The organism is Nitrospira sp., from assembly GCA_015709715.1.
GTDB lineage: Bacteria > Nitrospirota > Nitrospiria > Nitrospirales > Nitrospiraceae > Nitrospira_A.
In genome coordinates this window covers 3,596,083-3,611,053 of sequence record CP054184.1, presented here as the reverse complement: position 1 = coordinate 3,611,053, position 14,971 = coordinate 3,596,083, and the positions used below count along the sequence as shown (strand labels likewise).

General features: G+C 59.4%; 18 protein-coding genes. 2 read left to right on the top strand and 16 right to left on the bottom strand.

Annotated features, from left to right (window positions below; genetic code table 11):
* Entirely contained in the window at positions 1-207 is a 207-nt protein-coding gene (gene thiS, locus HRU82_17300; GenBank protein QOJ37254.1) for a sulfur carrier protein ThiS, read from the bottom strand.
* 132 nt (positions 208-339) lie between these two features.
* On the opposite strand from thiS, the gene HRU82_17295 reads away from it, so the two are divergent.
* Positions 340-834: a histidinol-phosphatase gene (locus HRU82_17295; protein QOJ36594.1), complete on the top strand. Its 495-nt coding sequence runs from the start codon at positions 340-342 to the stop codon at positions 832-834.
* Here HRU82_17295 and HRU82_17290 read toward each other — a convergent pair.
* The 11 genes from HRU82_17290 to ffh all read right to left on the bottom strand — a co-directional run bounded on the left by HRU82_17290 (position 812) and on the right by ffh (position 9,565).
* The gene (locus tag HRU82_17290; protein QOJ36593.1) at positions 812-2,155 is read right to left on the bottom strand and encodes a S41 family peptidase; all 1,344 of its coding nucleotides are present in this window, start codon (positions 2,153-2,155) and stop codon (positions 812-814) included. The genes HRU82_17295 and HRU82_17290 overlap by 23 nt on opposite strands.
* Positions 2,156-2,181: 26 nt before the next feature.
* Positions 2,182-3,372: a peptidoglycan DD-metalloendopeptidase family protein gene (locus HRU82_17285; protein ID QOJ36592.1), complete on the bottom strand. Its 1,191-nt coding sequence runs from the start codon at positions 3,370-3,372 to the stop codon at positions 2,182-2,184.
* Positions 3,369-4,268, bottom strand: coding sequence for an ABC transporter permease (locus HRU82_17280; GenBank protein ID QOJ36591.1), 900 nt, complete (start codon positions 4,266-4,268; stop codon positions 3,369-3,371). Before HRU82_17280 ends, HRU82_17285 begins: the two co-directional genes overlap by 4 nt.
* Positions 4,265-4,933 carry a cell division ATP-binding protein FtsE gene (gene ftsE / locus HRU82_17275; protein ID QOJ36590.1) on the bottom strand — a complete coding sequence of 223 codons (669 nt, stop codon included), beginning with the start codon at positions 4,931-4,933 and terminating at the stop codon, positions 4,265-4,267. The genes HRU82_17280 and ftsE overlap by 4 nt, the downstream gene beginning before the upstream one ends.
* A 36-nt stretch (positions 4,934-4,969) precedes the next feature.
* The gene (locus tag HRU82_17270) at positions 4,970-5,344 is read right to left on the bottom strand and encodes a YraN family protein (GenBank protein QOJ36589.1); all 375 of its coding nucleotides are present in this window, start codon (positions 5,342-5,344) and stop codon (positions 4,970-4,972) included.
* Positions 5,337-6,032, bottom strand: a complete 696-nt coding sequence (locus tag HRU82_17265; protein ID QOJ36588.1) for a ribonuclease HII — start codon at positions 6,030-6,032, stop codon at positions 5,337-5,339. Before HRU82_17265 ends, HRU82_17270 begins: the two co-directional genes overlap by 8 nt.
* A gap of 51 nt (positions 6,033-6,083) precedes the next feature.
* Complete coding sequence (gene rplS, locus HRU82_17260; protein QOJ36587.1) at positions 6,084-6,497, bottom strand: 50S ribosomal protein L19; 414 nt, start codon at positions 6,495-6,497, stop codon at positions 6,084-6,086.
* 19 nt (positions 6,498-6,516) lie between these two features.
* The gene (gene trmD, locus HRU82_17255; protein QOJ36586.1) at positions 6,517-7,293 is read right to left on the bottom strand and encodes a tRNA (guanosine(37)-N1)-methyltransferase TrmD; all 777 of its coding nucleotides are present in this window, start codon (positions 7,291-7,293) and stop codon (positions 6,517-6,519) included.
* Complete coding sequence (gene rimM, locus HRU82_17250) at positions 7,294-7,815, bottom strand: 16S rRNA processing protein RimM (GenBank protein ID QOJ36585.1); 522 nt, start codon at positions 7,813-7,815, stop codon at positions 7,294-7,296.
* 26 nt (positions 7,816-7,841) lie between these two features.
* Positions 7,842-8,120: a 30S ribosomal protein S16 gene (gene rpsP, locus HRU82_17245; protein ID QOJ36584.1), complete on the bottom strand. Its 279-nt coding sequence runs from the start codon at positions 8,118-8,120 to the stop codon at positions 7,842-7,844.
* 98 nt (positions 8,121-8,218) lie between these two features.
* The gene (gene ffh, locus HRU82_17240; GenBank protein QOJ36583.1) at positions 8,219-9,565 is read right to left on the bottom strand and encodes a signal recognition particle protein; all 1,347 of its coding nucleotides are present in this window, start codon (positions 9,563-9,565) and stop codon (positions 8,219-8,221) included.
* A 322-nt stretch (positions 9,566-9,887) separates the two neighbouring features.
* Between ffh and HRU82_17235 the strand changes: the two genes are divergently transcribed.
* Positions 9,888-10,148, top strand: a complete 261-nt coding sequence (locus tag HRU82_17235) for a DUF4321 domain-containing protein (protein ID QOJ36582.1) — start codon at positions 9,888-9,890, stop codon at positions 10,146-10,148.
* Positions 10,149-10,168: 20 nt separating this feature from the next.
* On the opposite strand, the gene uvrB is transcribed toward HRU82_17235, so the two are convergent.
* The 4 genes from uvrB to HRU82_17215 all read right to left on the bottom strand — a co-directional run bounded on the left by uvrB (position 10,169) and on the right by HRU82_17215 (position 14,953).
* On the bottom strand, positions 10,169-12,166 hold the full coding sequence (gene uvrB, locus HRU82_17230; protein QOJ36581.1) for an excinuclease ABC subunit UvrB: 1,998 nt from the start codon (positions 12,164-12,166) through the stop codon (positions 10,169-10,171).
* 118 nt (positions 12,167-12,284) lie between these two features.
* On the bottom strand, positions 12,285-13,184 hold the full coding sequence (locus tag HRU82_17225) for a hypothetical protein (protein ID QOJ36580.1): 900 nt from the start codon (positions 13,182-13,184) through the stop codon (positions 12,285-12,287).
* Between the two features lie 106 nt (positions 13,185-13,290).
* Positions 13,291-14,070, bottom strand: coding sequence for an enoyl-ACP reductase (locus HRU82_17220; GenBank protein ID QOJ36579.1), 780 nt, complete (start codon positions 14,068-14,070; stop codon positions 13,291-13,293).
* 58 nt (positions 14,071-14,128) lie between these two features.
* Entirely contained in the window at positions 14,129-14,953 is an 825-nt protein-coding gene (locus HRU82_17215; GenBank protein ID QOJ36578.1) for a hypothetical protein, read from the bottom strand.
* Positions 14,954-14,971: the final 18 nt, after the last annotated feature.

The window sequence follows — 14,971 nt, the reverse complement described above, 5'->3', positions numbered from 1 at the left end:
TCAGCGTGCCCCACCTCCGATAAAGCTTAAAATCTCCACTCGATCCCCGTCCCGAAGGCCGCGAGTCTCGAATTCCTTGCGATCCACGATTTCCAGATTCAGTTCAACCGCGACTCGGTCGGCTCGGATATCCAACTCCCGCAAGAGAGAGGCGACGGTCTGTCCCTCCCCGAGCCCGCGCGATTCACCGTTCACCTGAATGGTCATCATCTCACCTCTGTTCCGTGCCGCCATCCTATGAGACGCGAAAAGTTCTTGTCAACCGAAGCCCGAAGGGGCTTGCCCTTTCTCGTCCGCTGCCCGCACAATGACGCCTCCCCTAAGGACACGCACAGTGCCATGACCGATCACGCTCAAAAGATCGCCCAGCTGTTCCGCGCCACGGCCGATCTGTTGGCCACTCGCCGGGCCAATCCATACCGCATCCGTGCCTATCGGAAAGCGGCCGACTCGATTTTGGCTGTCACAGAAAATTTGGCCGACTTGGCAGCCGCCCATCAATTGGACAGCATCCCTGGAATCGGTCGAGATTTGGGCGCGAAAATCGAAGAATTTTTAAATACCGGAACGATTCGAGCCTATGAGGAATTAAAAACGCCCCTTCCGGATGAGGTGCGCGGCTGGGCGACGTTGCCTGGGCTGACCGATGCGTTGGTGAGTTATCTGTATTTCCGACTCAATATCCGCACGCTGGCGGATTTGGAAACCCTGGTCGCCTCTCATCTATTACGGACGCAACCAGGGTTTATCGGATCGGAAACCGCCCTGCTGGCCGCCATCCGTCAGCGACAGCAGCCAATCGAGACGATGGCTAGGACGGACGAAGCTCCTTAAAGATTTTCCACGTCTTCAACAACTCGACGGCCTTCTGCAATTGCACGTCGTCGTCGACAGCCACGTCTCCGCCCACCTCAACCGGTGGCGTCGCCCCATTCTTATGCGCTCCCTCGTCGCCCGACTTCGCAGGAGCGGAAGGATCCTTCCCGGGCGGAGTTTTCAAGGCTTTGGCGTCCGGCTCTTTTCCCTCCTTCTCCCCCGCCTTCGCCACGGTCGACGTCGGCAGTTTCACTACGATGTCCGGCGTAATTCCGGTCGACTGGATGGATCGCCCCTTCGGCGTATAGTATTTGGCTGTCGTTAATCGCAAGCCCGAGCCGTCACCCAGGGGAAGGATCGTCTGCACGGACCCCTTGCCGAACGATGTGGTGCCCACGATGACCGCACGCCCCCAATCCTGCAAGGCCCCCGCGACGATTTCGGAAGCACTGGCGGACCCTTCATTGACCAAAATGATCATGGGGGAATCTTCGAGCGTTTCTTTCGTCTTGGAGAACCACTCGTCTTTCTTCCCCTCCCGTCCCTTCGTATAGACGATGAGTTTTCCATTCCCCACGAACTGCTCAGACACATCCACCGCCGCCGTCAGCAGCCCACCGGGGTTGTTGCGCAGATCCAGGATTGTGCCCTGGACTTTTTGTTCCTTGAATTGCTTGAGCGCTCGGCTCAGATCCCTACCCGTCGCCTCCTGGAACTGCGTGAGGCGCACATAGCCAATGATATTGTCGATGACCTTGAACTTCACGCTTTCGATCTTGATGGTATCCCGCACAAGCGAAAACGCCATCGGATCCGTCACTCCATCGCGCTGAATCGTCAAATTGACCTTCGTGCCCTTCGGCCCGCGCATTTTCTGTACGGCGTCCATCAAGGTCAGGTCTTTGGTCGGCTCATCGTTGACTTTGGTGATAAAATCCCCGGCCTTGATGCCGGCCCGATGGGCGGGTGTCCCCTCAATCGGCGCAATGACGGCCAAACGATTTTCCTTCACCCCGATCTGGATCCCGACACCTCCGAACTCTCCCTTTGTCTCAACCTGCATCTCCTTATACATATCTGGAGTCATGTAGGCCGAATGGGGATCAAGCGTGGAGAGCATCCCGCGAATGGCCCCTTGGACCAAGTCCTTGACCTTTGTCTCATCGACATAGTGTTTCTGCACTTGCGTGAGGACTTCCGAGAAGGTGCGAAGTTCCTCATAGGTTTCTGAGGCATGGCCGGTTCGTTCCCAGCCTTTTTCCAGCACGATGCCAATGCCGAGGAACATCGTCACCATCAGCAAGAGATATAGCCATCGTCGGCGCTGCCGCTGTTCCATAACGTGGGTTCCTTCCTTCCCTCGTCCTATCGTTTCGACAGCCACACGAGAGGATCCACAGGCTCGGCCCCCTCGCGCAACTCAAAGTAGAGTGTATTGTCACCCGTCATGCCCGTGTCTCCCGTCTCACCGATCGGTTCCCCGGCTTCAACCTTGGCCCCCACCACCGCCAGAATTTTCGACGCATGGGCGTAGAGCGAGAAGACCCCATTGGCATGATCCACAATTATAACGAGTCCATATCCTTTCAACCAGTCTGCATAGACAACCTGCCCGGCCAGGACGGAGCGTATATTACTCCCTTCCGCGGCGCGAATCTCTATCCCCTTCCGCTGGACGTAGGTATTGAAGGTGGGATGTTTCTGCCGACCGAAGTAGGACACCACCTGCCCCTCTGTGGGCCAGGGGAGCGTGCCTCGTAACGCGTGCAGGCCTCCGGCTCCAGACGGAGGCTTGGCCGCCATCGCCCGACGCCGAGCCTCCAATTCCTTGAGCAGGCCATCGACTCGGGCTGCGGAGCGCTCCAACTCTTCGACCGCCCGGTCATGCGACTCTTTCTCACGGGTAATTTTGGCCAGAAAGACTCGCTTCTGCTTCTTGAGGCCTTGGATCTGGGCCAGCTTCCGCTCAGTCGTTGCCTTGTCGGCCAAGATTCCCTGGCGAGCCTCCTCCCGGCTCCGCTCAACCTCGGCGATTCGCTCCGCATCCCTCTGGTGCGCTTCCAGGATGTCATACTCATGCTGGGACACCGCGGCCAGGTACCGGAGCCGCCGCTGGAAATCGTCGGAGGACCCGGCGGCCAGCAAGGTCTTCAATTGCCAGTAGCGCCCTTCGATGTACTGCAGTCGCAACCGGCCGGCGATCGCATCGCGCCGCTCTTCGATGCGGTCGGACAACCGGCTGAGTTGCACACTCATCTGCTGGATTTCCTGATCTTTCTTTCGAAGTTGCTTCCGAATCTCCTGGTGCTCCTGGCGGTGCTGCACCAGCCGCTCATCCAAGGATTGCAGTCCCTGGAGAATAGACTCGCGCTTTTTCTCCGCCTCATCGGACTTCTTGCGCTTTTCGACGATCGTGCCGCGCAATTTCTCCAGCATCTTCTTTTCTTTCTCAATCTTGTCGGTATAGGGGTCCTTGCGTTCCGCCGAAACGGACATGGAAACGCTCAGCGCCAACCCCTGCACACCGACCAACAGCACCATCCATCCCAGCTTCAAGCGCGGCCCTCCCGCACATTCAGCAACGACAGCACGCTTCCGGTGCAGCCCAGAAAGAGTCCGACCACCAGGAGTACCAGGCACGTTTCAAAGGAAAAGAAGGTCAACAACCCGTCCACCCATGGAAATCGGTGTGCGGTACGGATTTCATGCAGAAACAACTCAAACCCGCCCCGCAGGATCACCAAGGACAGGGCGCTTCCGAGAAATCCGAGCGCCGCCCCCTCGAGCACATACGGCACACGAATGAACGCCCGACCCGCCCCGATCAACCTGAGAATCTGAATTTCCTCTCGACGCGAATAAATCGTGAGTCTGATCGTGTTGGCAATGATCGTCACCGCCGCTGCGGACAGAATGACTCCCACGATCAGTGCTGTCATTTCAATATAGCGCACGGTCCCGCCTAGCGTTTCGACCAGTTCCTGATTGTATTGCACCTGCTCCACGCCGGGAAGGGAACGGGCGCGCTCAACCCAGCGGCGCATGACATCGGCCGAGCGCGAATCCGGCGCCAGCGTCACGGCAAACGACGCCGGCAACGGGTTCTTATCCATCGTTTCGAGAAGACGGGACTCGGCGGGATATTGCCTCCGAAAGTCCGCCAGAGCCCGCTCTTTCGACAAGAATGTCACCGCCGCGACGGCACGATCGGCTTTTAATTGTTGCTCAAGTTCGGTAGTCGTGTGGGCGGTCACGTCATTGAGCAGGTACACCATGACGCGGATGTCCTGCTCGATGGAGGCGGCCATACTCCGCACGTTCACATACAACAGCAAAAACACCCCTACGCAGGCGAAGGTGAAGGCCGTGGTTGCCACCGCCACGGCGGTGGTCGTGCGGTTCGTCAATATATTCGCGACGGCTTCTCGCAGGAGATAGAACACACGCCTCACGAACGCCCTCCCTCGTGCGAGACGATCCTGCCCCGCTCCAGCGTGATGACGCGGCGATTAACTTGGGCCAACACGTGCGGATCGTGGGTAGCCACCATGACGGTCGTGCCTCTGGCATTGATGGCCTTAAAGAGTTCGATGATCTCCGTCGTCAACTCCGGATCCAAATTTCCCGTTGGTTCGTCGGCCAGCAGCACGATCGGGCCGTTCACGATGGCGCGCGCGATACAGATTCGCTGTTGCTCTCCGGTGGACAGTCCAGGAGGGAAGAGGTCCTTCTTGTGGTCCAATCCCACGGCGCGCAGCGCCTCCGTCACCTTGCGCCGGATTTCCTGTGCCGGTGCTCCCTGAACCAACAGCGGCAACGACACATTGTCAAAGACCGTCTTCTTCGGGAGCAGCCGGAAGTCCTGCAACACGACCCCGACTTTCCGGCGCAAGGCGGGAATGTCGGAGGAACGGAGCTTCGAAAGATTGCGGCCCTGCACGAAGACCTGCCCATCATCGGCACGCTCCGCTCCGATCAGCAGCTTCAGCAACGTGGACTTCCCTGCGCCGCTGGGCCCCATTAGGAGAATAAATTCCCCCTTGTCGACTTCCAGGGTCACATCCGCCAGTGCCGGACGCCCATCGTAGTATTTGGACACGTGAAAAAGTTGAATCATGGATGACGACGGACGGTCGACCGCACGGTTCTCATCCTACCATCGCAGATCATCCCCCGCGACGTCGAACGCATTCGCAATATGCCGCAACGAAGTCCCATCCTGAATCAACACCACGTCGAACCGGCACTCGCGATCCTGCAGCTGATGCGTGGCCAAATACTGGACGGCTAATCGAATCAGCTTGGCACGCTTGCGCGCGTCGACGGCCTCAGCCGCCCCGCCGAAGGCTCCACTCCGCCGCCGCTTGACCTCGACGAAGACCACCACGCCTCGATCCTCGGCAACGAGATCCAATTCGCCCAACCGGGACCGCACGTTGCGGCCGAGAATTTGAAATCCCTGCCCGCACAGATAGGCCTCGGCCTGTCCCTCCCCCTCATCACCGACTAGGCGGCGCTGGTCACGCATCGGCCGCCTCGAACGCCTGTGGATCATCGGTGGCGAAGAAGAGTTGACTGGAACGGGACTCGAGTCGGCTGATGGGAGAAAAGCTCGCGCGATGGATCGGACAGGGTCCGTGCCGTCGAAGACGACGCAGGTGGTCCGGAGTGCCATACCCCTTGTGTTCGGCAAAATTATATTGGGGATACCAGCGGTGATATTCGACCATGAGCCGGTCGCGCGTCACCTTGGCGATGATCGACGCGGCGGCGATGGAACAGGAAAGGCCATCCCCCTTGATGAGGGAGCGCTGGGGAACGGGAATCCCCGGAAGCGTCACGGCATCGAGCAGAAGGAAATCCGGGGGGGAAGGAAGCGACCCCAGCGCACGCCGCATCGCCAACTTGGTCGCTTCCAGAATGTTCAGCCGATCGATCTCCCATTCGGAGGCTGCACCGACGCCGATGCCGACCGCCCGGTGAACGATCTCATCGAACAACCGTAGACGGTCCGCTTCGGAAATCTGTTTGGAATCGTTCAGCCCAACGAGACGACAGCGGCGGGGCAATACGACCGCGGCCGCTACGACGGGACCGGCCAAGGGGCCACGTCCCGCCTCATCCAGACCGGCGACGCACCGATACCCACAGCATCTGGCCTCCCCCTCGAAGTCTTCGGTGGGGCCCCAAGTTGTCAGGCTCGGAGTTCCCAGCAAACGTGCGCCTCTGCCCTGGTGTCAGTCAGACGAACAACTAGATTCCGTCGATCACGCCTCGGTGGCTGCCGCCGCTTGCTGTGCCTGCGCCTTGGCGGCAATTTGTGCTTTGCTTTCGGCGGTGAACTCGCGATCTTCCACCTTGGCAAACTTGCCCTTCTTGGTGCGGAGGTAGTACAGCTTGGCACGGCGAACACGACCTTGCCGCACGACATCAACCTTCGCCACACTGGGCGAATGAACCGGAAACGTCCGTTCCACCCCCACGCCATAGGACAGCTTCCGAACTGTAAAGGTTTCGCTGTTCAGGGTGCCCTTTCTCGCAATCACCGCCCCTTCATACACCTGAATGCGCTCTTTTTCGCCTTCAACGACTTTGACATGCACACGGACGGTATCCCCGATCTCAAACTTGGGCGCCGTTTTTCTGGTCAAGGATCGTTGGATCCGTTCTAGCCGATTCATGATGATATCCCTCCTCCTCTCAACGAGCTGAAACCTGAACACGACTTTCTTGCATGACTTCGCTTAACAACCGACGATCTTCAGGCCCGAGCGCGCGGTCTCGCAAGAGATCCGGTCGCTTCAGATAGGTGTTCCGCAACGCCTCCTTGCGTCGCCACAGCCGAATGACTTCATGATGACCGGACACGAGGACCTCGGGCACCGACATACCGCGCACCTCGGCCGGTCTGGTGTAGTGGGGATATTCCAACAACCCCTCCGTGAAGGATTCTTCCGCCGCGGAGGCGGCGTCACCTAATACGCCCGGCACCAAACGGGCCGCCGCATCGATCATGACCAACGCAGGCAACTCTCCGCCCGTCAGGACATAGTCCCCGACGGAAAGTTCTTCCGGACACAGCGCAAGCCTGACCCGCTCATCGATGCCTTCATAGTGCCCGCAGATAAAGACGATCGGCCGCGTCTCCTCGGCCAAAGACTTCGCCACCTCCTGCGAAAAGGGTCTGCCCTGCGGAGAAGGCAGCACAATCCGCATCCTGGCTTCCCGTGCGGGAGAAACTCCGTAGGCTTCGCATAGGGCGTCGACGGCCTGCAAGATCGGTTCGGCTTTCATCACCATCCCGGCGCCGCCCCCGTAGGGGGTGTCGTCGGCCGTCTTGTGACGATCATGGGTGAAGTCGCGCAAGTTTTGGACAGACACCTCCAGCACCCCCTTTTCCTGGGCTCGCTTCAGGATGCTCTGCCCCAAAGCCGGGGTCACCATATCCGGAAACAATGTCAGAACGGCGCAACGCATCTAGAGGTCTTCGAATCCCTTCGGAAGCCGAACCGTCATTAGCCGGTTTGGCACGTCCACACCCACGACAACCTGCTTGACGGCCGGAATCAATGTCTCTTTTCCTTCTTGCCTGACGGCAAATACTTGATGGTCGGGAAGGCGCCAAATTTCCTCCAGCCGACCGAGCACCATCCCCGCCTCATCCTGCACGACCATCCCGATGAGATCACACTCATAATAGTGCCCAGCGGGCAATGTCGGCGAATCTGCACGCGGAGCCTGAATGAGCCCGCCACGAAATTCGGCGACTTGCTCCGGCGTGGTGAAGGCCTCGAAGCCGACGATCAACGTCGAGCCGCCTGGCCGCACATGGGTCACCCTCGTGTCAATCGTCCGGCCCTTCATCCCGACGAGCGTCACCGCCCCCAGTTGCTCGAACCGCCTCGGCACATCCGTCAACGAACGAACGCGAGCTTCACCTCTGATGCCGAAAGACCGTTCGATCTTCCCGATCGTGACGAGATCCGCCTGATCGTGCATGGTCACACCATCAGGCCACGGCCATCCTACTTGGACTTCGCAGCCTTTTCGGTCTCGAACTGTTTCCACACGCCGTGCCGCTTGAGCAAGGTCCGCACCGTGGTGGTGGGCTGCGCCCCATGCCGCAACCACGTCAAGACCCGCTCCGACTTCAACTCCGGCACCGCCGGGTTCTTGAGCGGATCGAAAATGCCCAAGATCTCCAAGAACCGCCCATCCCGCGGCTTGCGGGAATCCGCCGCGATCACTCGATACATCGGGCGCTTATGCCGCCCCGTCCGTGCCAACCGTAAATGAACTGCCACGCTGACCTCCCTTGAATGAACACACCGTCACATCGACCGGCGCTCTTGTTGACAATCCCCCTACCGACCCGTCCGTCCCGAACCTGTCCCGCCGGGCATCACATCCCACGCAGCATTTGGGCCAACTGACGTCGGCCGCCGGACCCGGAAATGACCTTGGCGATTTTCCTCGCCTGCAAAAACTGTTTGATCAACCGATTGACCTCTTGCACGCTGGTGCCGCTGCCGCGGGCAATGCGCTTCTTTCGGCTGCCGTTGATGAGCGTATGGTCCCGGCGCTCCCGCAGCGTCATCGAGTCGATCATAGCCGCAACCCGCTTCATCTCTTTTTCCGGCAATCCGCTGTTCGCCAAGTCTTTCAGCTTCTGCCCGCCCGGCAACATCCCCAAAATCTGTTCGAACGAGCCCAGCCGATTCATTTGCCCCAGCTGGGAACGGAAATCCTCCAGCGTAAAGGTGCTGCTGGTGAGTTTCTTCTGAGCGGCCTCCGCCTCTTCTCGCGAAAATGTTTCCTGCGCCTTCTCGATCAGGGAGAGGACATCGCCCATCCCGAGAATGCGCGAGGCCATGCGATCCGGATGAAATGGCTCCAGCGCATCGAGCTTTTCCCCCATTCCGAGAAACTTGATCGGTTTGCCGGTCACGGCGCGAATGGAGAGCACGGCTCCGCCCCTGGCATCGCCTTCGACTTTCGTGAGGATGATCCCCGTCACTCCGACCTGTTGGTCGAAGCGGCCGGCCATGTTGACGGCATCCTGTCCCGTCATGGCATCCGCCACCAGAAGCACTTCGTGGGGCATCACGGCCTGCTTGACGGAGACCAGCTCCGCCATTAACTCGTCATCGATGTGCAGGCGTCCGCCGGTATCCAGCACGACCACGTCATACCCTTGCTCCTGGCCGCGCTGCACCCCCTGCTCACAAATGCGCACCACATCGGCGCGTGACGCATCGACCTGATCAAACCGATGCACATCAATCCCAAGATCACGCCCCAGGCTCGCCAACTGGTCACCTGCAGCCGGTCGACGTGGGTCGGCCGCGACCAACAAGACGCGTTTCCCTTGGCCCTTGAACAGTCGAGCCAATTTGCCCGAAGTCGTCGTCTTACCGGCCCCTTGCAAGCCGACCATCATCACGACCGTCGGCGGCTTGGAGGCCAGACTGATCCCCGCCCGCTCTCCGCCCATCATGCCGCGGAGTTCATCCCAGACGATTTTGACGACCTGGTGGCCTGGGGTCAGGCTCTTCAAGACTTCCTGGCCGACCGCCTTCTCGCGAACGCGCTCAAGGAAATCCTTGACCACCTTGAAGTTGACGTCAGCCTCAAGCAACGCCAAGCGCACTTCTTTCAACGCCTCGGCAATGTTGTCCTCCGTGAGCACACCCTGCCCCCGGAGCTTCTTGAGGATCCGTTCGAATTTTTCGCTCAGCGCGTCGAGCACCAATCACCAAAGAAAAAGGCCATCGAAGCCGGTTTCGAGCCAGATCTCCGATCGCCTCGAAAAGACTAGAAAAACAGCATCGGGCAGTCTATAGAACCGGGTGCTGTGAAGTCAAGACGTTCGGCTGGACACAGCTGACACCCGGAAAGCGGGTTGAAGCCTGGGGAGTCGACGGTTGAACTGCGACTGAGATCCACGATTCTCCGCACCTTCTCCGCTGGCATGCATTTTGTTGACATCAATTTCCGCTTCCGATAAGGTGCGCAACGTCGGCCTACGTAGTGCCGTCCATCTATAAAAAAAACCCGGGGAGAGACATCGGATGAGAAAATCGGTCGGCGTCCTGCTGATCTTTATCCTGATCGGCGGTATGCTGGGCGGGATTTTCGGAGAAATTCTTCGCGTGATGGCTCCAAACGGTGCAATTCAGAACATCTTCGCAGGCAACTTCTCACCCGGGATCAATCCCCCCCTCACCCTGGACTTGGTACTGTTCAAACTGACATTCGGCTTCAGCATCAAAGTCAGCTTACTGAGTGTCTTAGGAATGTTTCTGGGCGCCTACCTCTACAAACAGATGTAAGCCATTCGCCCCGACTCCTCTTACGGTGCCAACTCAAGGCCCTTCAACTTCAGGCTCCTGATCCGATTCCGCAATTCGGCCGCCCGTTCGAACTCCAATTTCTTGGCCGCCGCTTTCATCTCCGTCTCTAGTCGCTGTATCAGCTGTGCGACATCCTCTTCGGGCTCATAGATAGCCGTCGTCTCAGCCGCCAAATCCAGTTGCACATAGTCGAGTTCTGCCGTCGCATACTCCAGTGTCGGAATCCCCTTCTTGATGCTCGCGGGCGTAATGCCGTGCATCTGGTTGTAGCCCTCTTGGATATGGCGACGGCGCGCCGTTTCTTCCATCGCCACCCGCATGGAATCCGTCACGACATCCCCATAAAAAATAACCCGCCCCTCGGCATTCCTGGCCGCTCGCCCTGCCGTTTGAATCAGTGACCGATGCGAACGGAGATACCCTTCCTTGTCGGCGTCGAGAATGGCCACCAAACTGACCTCGGGCAAATCCAGGCCTTCCCGCAAGAGGTTGATACCCACTAACACGTCGAATATCCCACGTCGGAGGTCGCGAATGATTTCAGCTCGCTCCAAGGTCTTGATGTCCGAATGCAGGTACCGCACCTTCACGCCCAAATCATGGAAATATTCCGTGAGATCCTCAGCCATGCGTTTCGTGAGCGTCGTCACCAACACACGATGGCCCTTGGCCGTTTCCGCCCGCACCTCGGCCAGCAGATCATCCACCTGCCCCTTCGCCGAGCGCACCTCGATACAGGGATCCATCAAGCCGGTCGGACGAATGATCTGCTCGACGACCTCGCCCTTGGCATGATCCAGTTCATACGGCCCCGGCGTGGCGGACACGTAAATCACCTGCTTCAGCATCCGTTCGAACTCAGCGAACTTCAACGGACGATTATCGACGGCGGACGGCAAACGAAATCCGTACTCCACCAGCGTCCGTTTGCGCGAGAAGTCGCCCTCGTACATGCCGCCCACCTGGGGGACCGTGGCATGCGACTCGTCGATGATCAACAGAAAGTCCTTGGGGAAGTAGTCCAACAACGTCGGCGGCGGTTCTCCCGGCGCACGCCCGCTCAGGTGGCGTGAATAATTCTCGATGCCATGGCAATACCCCATGGCGCGAATCATTTCGAGATCGTACTTGGTCCGTTGTTCGATCCGCTGGGCCTCCACCAGTTTCCCGGTCTTCCTGAAGGCCGCGATACGCGCCTCTAATTCCTCCTCGATCCCGGTAATCGCCCGCTCATACCGATCCGGCGCGATGAGGTAATGCGTGTTCGGATAGATGGCAATCTTGGGCAATTTCCCTAGCGACTTCCCCGTCAACGGATCGATCTCATGAATCGCATCGACCACGTCGCCGAACAATTCGATGCGGACTGACTTGGCTTCAGACGAGGCCGGAAAAATCTCGATGACATCGCCGCGCGCCCGAAAGGTGCCGCGATGGAAATCCACATCGTTGCGGGCATACTGAATCTCCACCAGTTTGGCCAGGATTTTTTCGCGTCGCGTCTCCAGGCCTTCTTCCAGATACACCAGCATGTCGTGGTAGACCTCCGGCGAACCGAGGCCGTAGATGCAGGAGACCGACGACACAATCAGCACGTCGTTCCGTTGAAGTAGAGACGTCGTGGCCGCATGGCGCATCTGGTCGATCGCGTCGTTGATCGACGCGTCCTTCGCAATATAGGTGTCGCTTTGCGGAATGTACGCTTCCGGCTGGTAGTAGTCGTAATAGCTGATGAAGTACTCGACGGCATTGTGTGGAAAGAATTGTTTGAACTCCTGGTAGAGTTGCCCGGCCAGAGTCTTGTTGTGGACAAGGACGAGCGTGGGTTTCTGCACGCGCTCGACGACATTGGCCATCGTAAAGGTCTTGCCGGATCCGGTCACACCGAGCAACACTTGATGCGGTTTGCCGGCCAGCACCCCGGCCGATAATTTTTCAATGGCTTGCCCTTGATCACCGCAGGGCTTGAACGGAGCTTCGAGCTTAAAAGGAGGCATGGTGGAGACATCTTAGCATGGACATCGGCCGGATCTCGCCGCTCCACAGATCCATACCGAAGGCATCCTGCCGGGCGACTCCGTCACCGTTCACAGAACGGCCTGTGCCGAACAGACCTCAGCGGCGCTCGACTGGGGTGGGACTTGGTGATGGGGAGAACTTGCAGGTCGCGTCATGGTAGACGATGGTACGTTCGCGAACGTGAGCCTGCTTGAGCCGTTCGCCTCCGTCGACCGATTCCCACCGCTCGAACGTTTCCTTGGTCCAATTGCCGACCGCGTCATAGTCATAGCGATAGGTCTTCCGGTCGGTGAGGCGTCCGAGAGCATCGTAGAAGGCTTCTTCGATTTGGTTGCCATGGTCGTCGTAACGAAACTCCGACCGCCCCTCTCGTCGGCCTCGCAAATCCGAGACGTGCTTAGTCCCGACTCGTCCTTGGTCGTCATAGGTGAGGACCAACGCATGCCCCGCGTCGAAACGATCCGACGTGGCGACCTGATTCCCTACCGCATCGTACCGGTAGTTGCGTTCGAATCGTTCGCCGATCACCCGTCCGTGCTCATCATAGGTGAACAGGTTCCGGTTGATGACCTGCACGGCGTTGTAATGGAGGCCGCGTATTTTCAGGCCCGCCTGGTCGTACTCATACAGGGACGCGTTTTCGAAGGTCCCGTCGCCCCAGGCCGCCACCTCCGCAGAGCGATGGCCGCGCGCATCATAGGCCATGCGGGTTTCCTTCACCAGATCACCCTTTGCATCCGTGACCACTTCGGACTGCAGCCGGCCGGTCTGATCGTAGTGGTAGGAAAAGCGCAACGGCCACAAGCCGGGCATGGTGTCCAGGCCACCTTGCATGCGCTCGACGACCCGCCCCTGCGCATCGTAGCGGTCGATCTGTACCAACAGGCTTTCTTTGGTTTCAACGGAACGGACCGGCCCGACTAGACCGTCCTCCTCACGGTCGGATAGCTCGCCGGACAGGCCCTCCTCTACCAATCCCAGGCAGAGAAGGGCCACGATGGACAGGAGTAACCGAGCGGCTGCCGCGCAGCAGCCGCCCCTGCAAAAGGACAGACGACGGCAGGTGATTGAGACGGATGTTTCCGACAGCGGGGCCGACCCGTTAATCGACCGACGCCAGCGACCCGAGGATATGGTATCCCCCATCGACGTAGATCACCTCTCCGGTGATGCCACGACCTAACGGACTGACCAGGAACAAGGCAGTGTCGCCGACTTCCCCCTGCTCGGTGGCTCGTCGGAGCGGGGCAAAGGCCCGATGGTGGTCGACCATTTTGCTGATCCCCGAGACGCCGCGGGCAGCCAAGGTCTTGATCGGCCCGGCCGACACGGCATTGACCCGGATGTTCTTCGGTCCGAGATCGTGGGCGAGGTACCGTACCGTCGCTTCAAGCGCAGCCTTGGCCACCCCCATCACATTGTAGTGGGGCACCACCCGTTCGCTGCCGAGATAGGTCAAGGTCACGACCGACCCGCCTTCCGTCATCAACGGCACGGCGGCCCTGGTGACGGCCACGAGCGAATAGGCGCTCACGTCCAACGCCGTCGCAAACCCTTGGCGAGTCGTGTTGAGAAATTCTCCCGTCAATTCTTCCCGCGGCGCAAAGGCGAGCGAGTGAACCAGAAAATCCAACCGGCCCAGCTTCTGTTCGGCCGCGGTCATCAAGGCTTCGATTTGCGCATCGTCTCCCACATCACAGACGCAAGAAGCGGCGCCGGGCAGCGTACCGACCAACTCCTCGACGTTTTCACGCAACCGTTCGTTCTGGTAGCTGAACAGCAACTGCGCGCCTTCACGGGCTGCGGCCTGCGCAATGGCCCAGGCGATGCTGTGTTTGTTGGCCACCCCGATGATCAACCCCTTTTTTCCCTCTAACAACATAACCGGCTCCTGCTCCTTCGATGAGATCAAACCCTGTCGGGCGCTGAAGATAGCATGATTACAGTTTCTTGCGCACGTCCTTCCAATCCTTCGCAGCCTTAGCCTTGCGCGGCAAATCTCCCTTGGGTGGTTCCGGCACGAGCACCACGTCCACGCGATGCTGCAACAAGGTTTCCGCAAACAGCTTCGTACGGCCGATGCCGGCCTTCATCGTCGTCCACCCCTGTTGCTTGAACGAATCGAGCGCTGGACCCAATCCGCCGGCGAGGGGCATCAGGACCAGGCCGGTGGGAAACTGGTGGGCTTCCAGCCAGGCCCGGGTATCCGACGAGGACTGTTCCCCGCGCGGGATATACACCAGATTGTAATAGTACTGCGACAGGCGAGTGAGTTCCTCGGCCGCATCGGCCGATGGCTTGGTCGATAGAACATCGGAGCCCCCCCCGCCGGCTTCGACGAGCGACGCCACTTCCACCAACAGAATCGGACGCCGACGCTCCCACACAAACAGGGTCGCCTTGGCCGTCGTGCCCGCGTCACTCCCCGAGGACTCGCCCTGTTCCACGACCATGGGATGGTTGCCACGCATCTTCGGCGTAAAGTCGAACGAGGCACGCCCCCTGTCGTCGGTCTTGGCGGTCGCCACGGCCGCCCCGTCGACCCGCAACCGTAATGCGATACCGCCCAACGCCGAGCCCCCACCGACAGTCCCCTCACCCACTCGGGCCTCGATTCGGACCGACTGATTCGGCAGGGTCAACACATCGTCCACGGTGATGGAAGCGGCCTGGGCTTGCGCACCTGCTTCAGCCATCGCGACGGTCGACAACATGAGCAGGGCCGGCACAACCGACCGCCACAGCCTCGCACGACACGTTGTCATGGAATCTCCAGTTCCCGA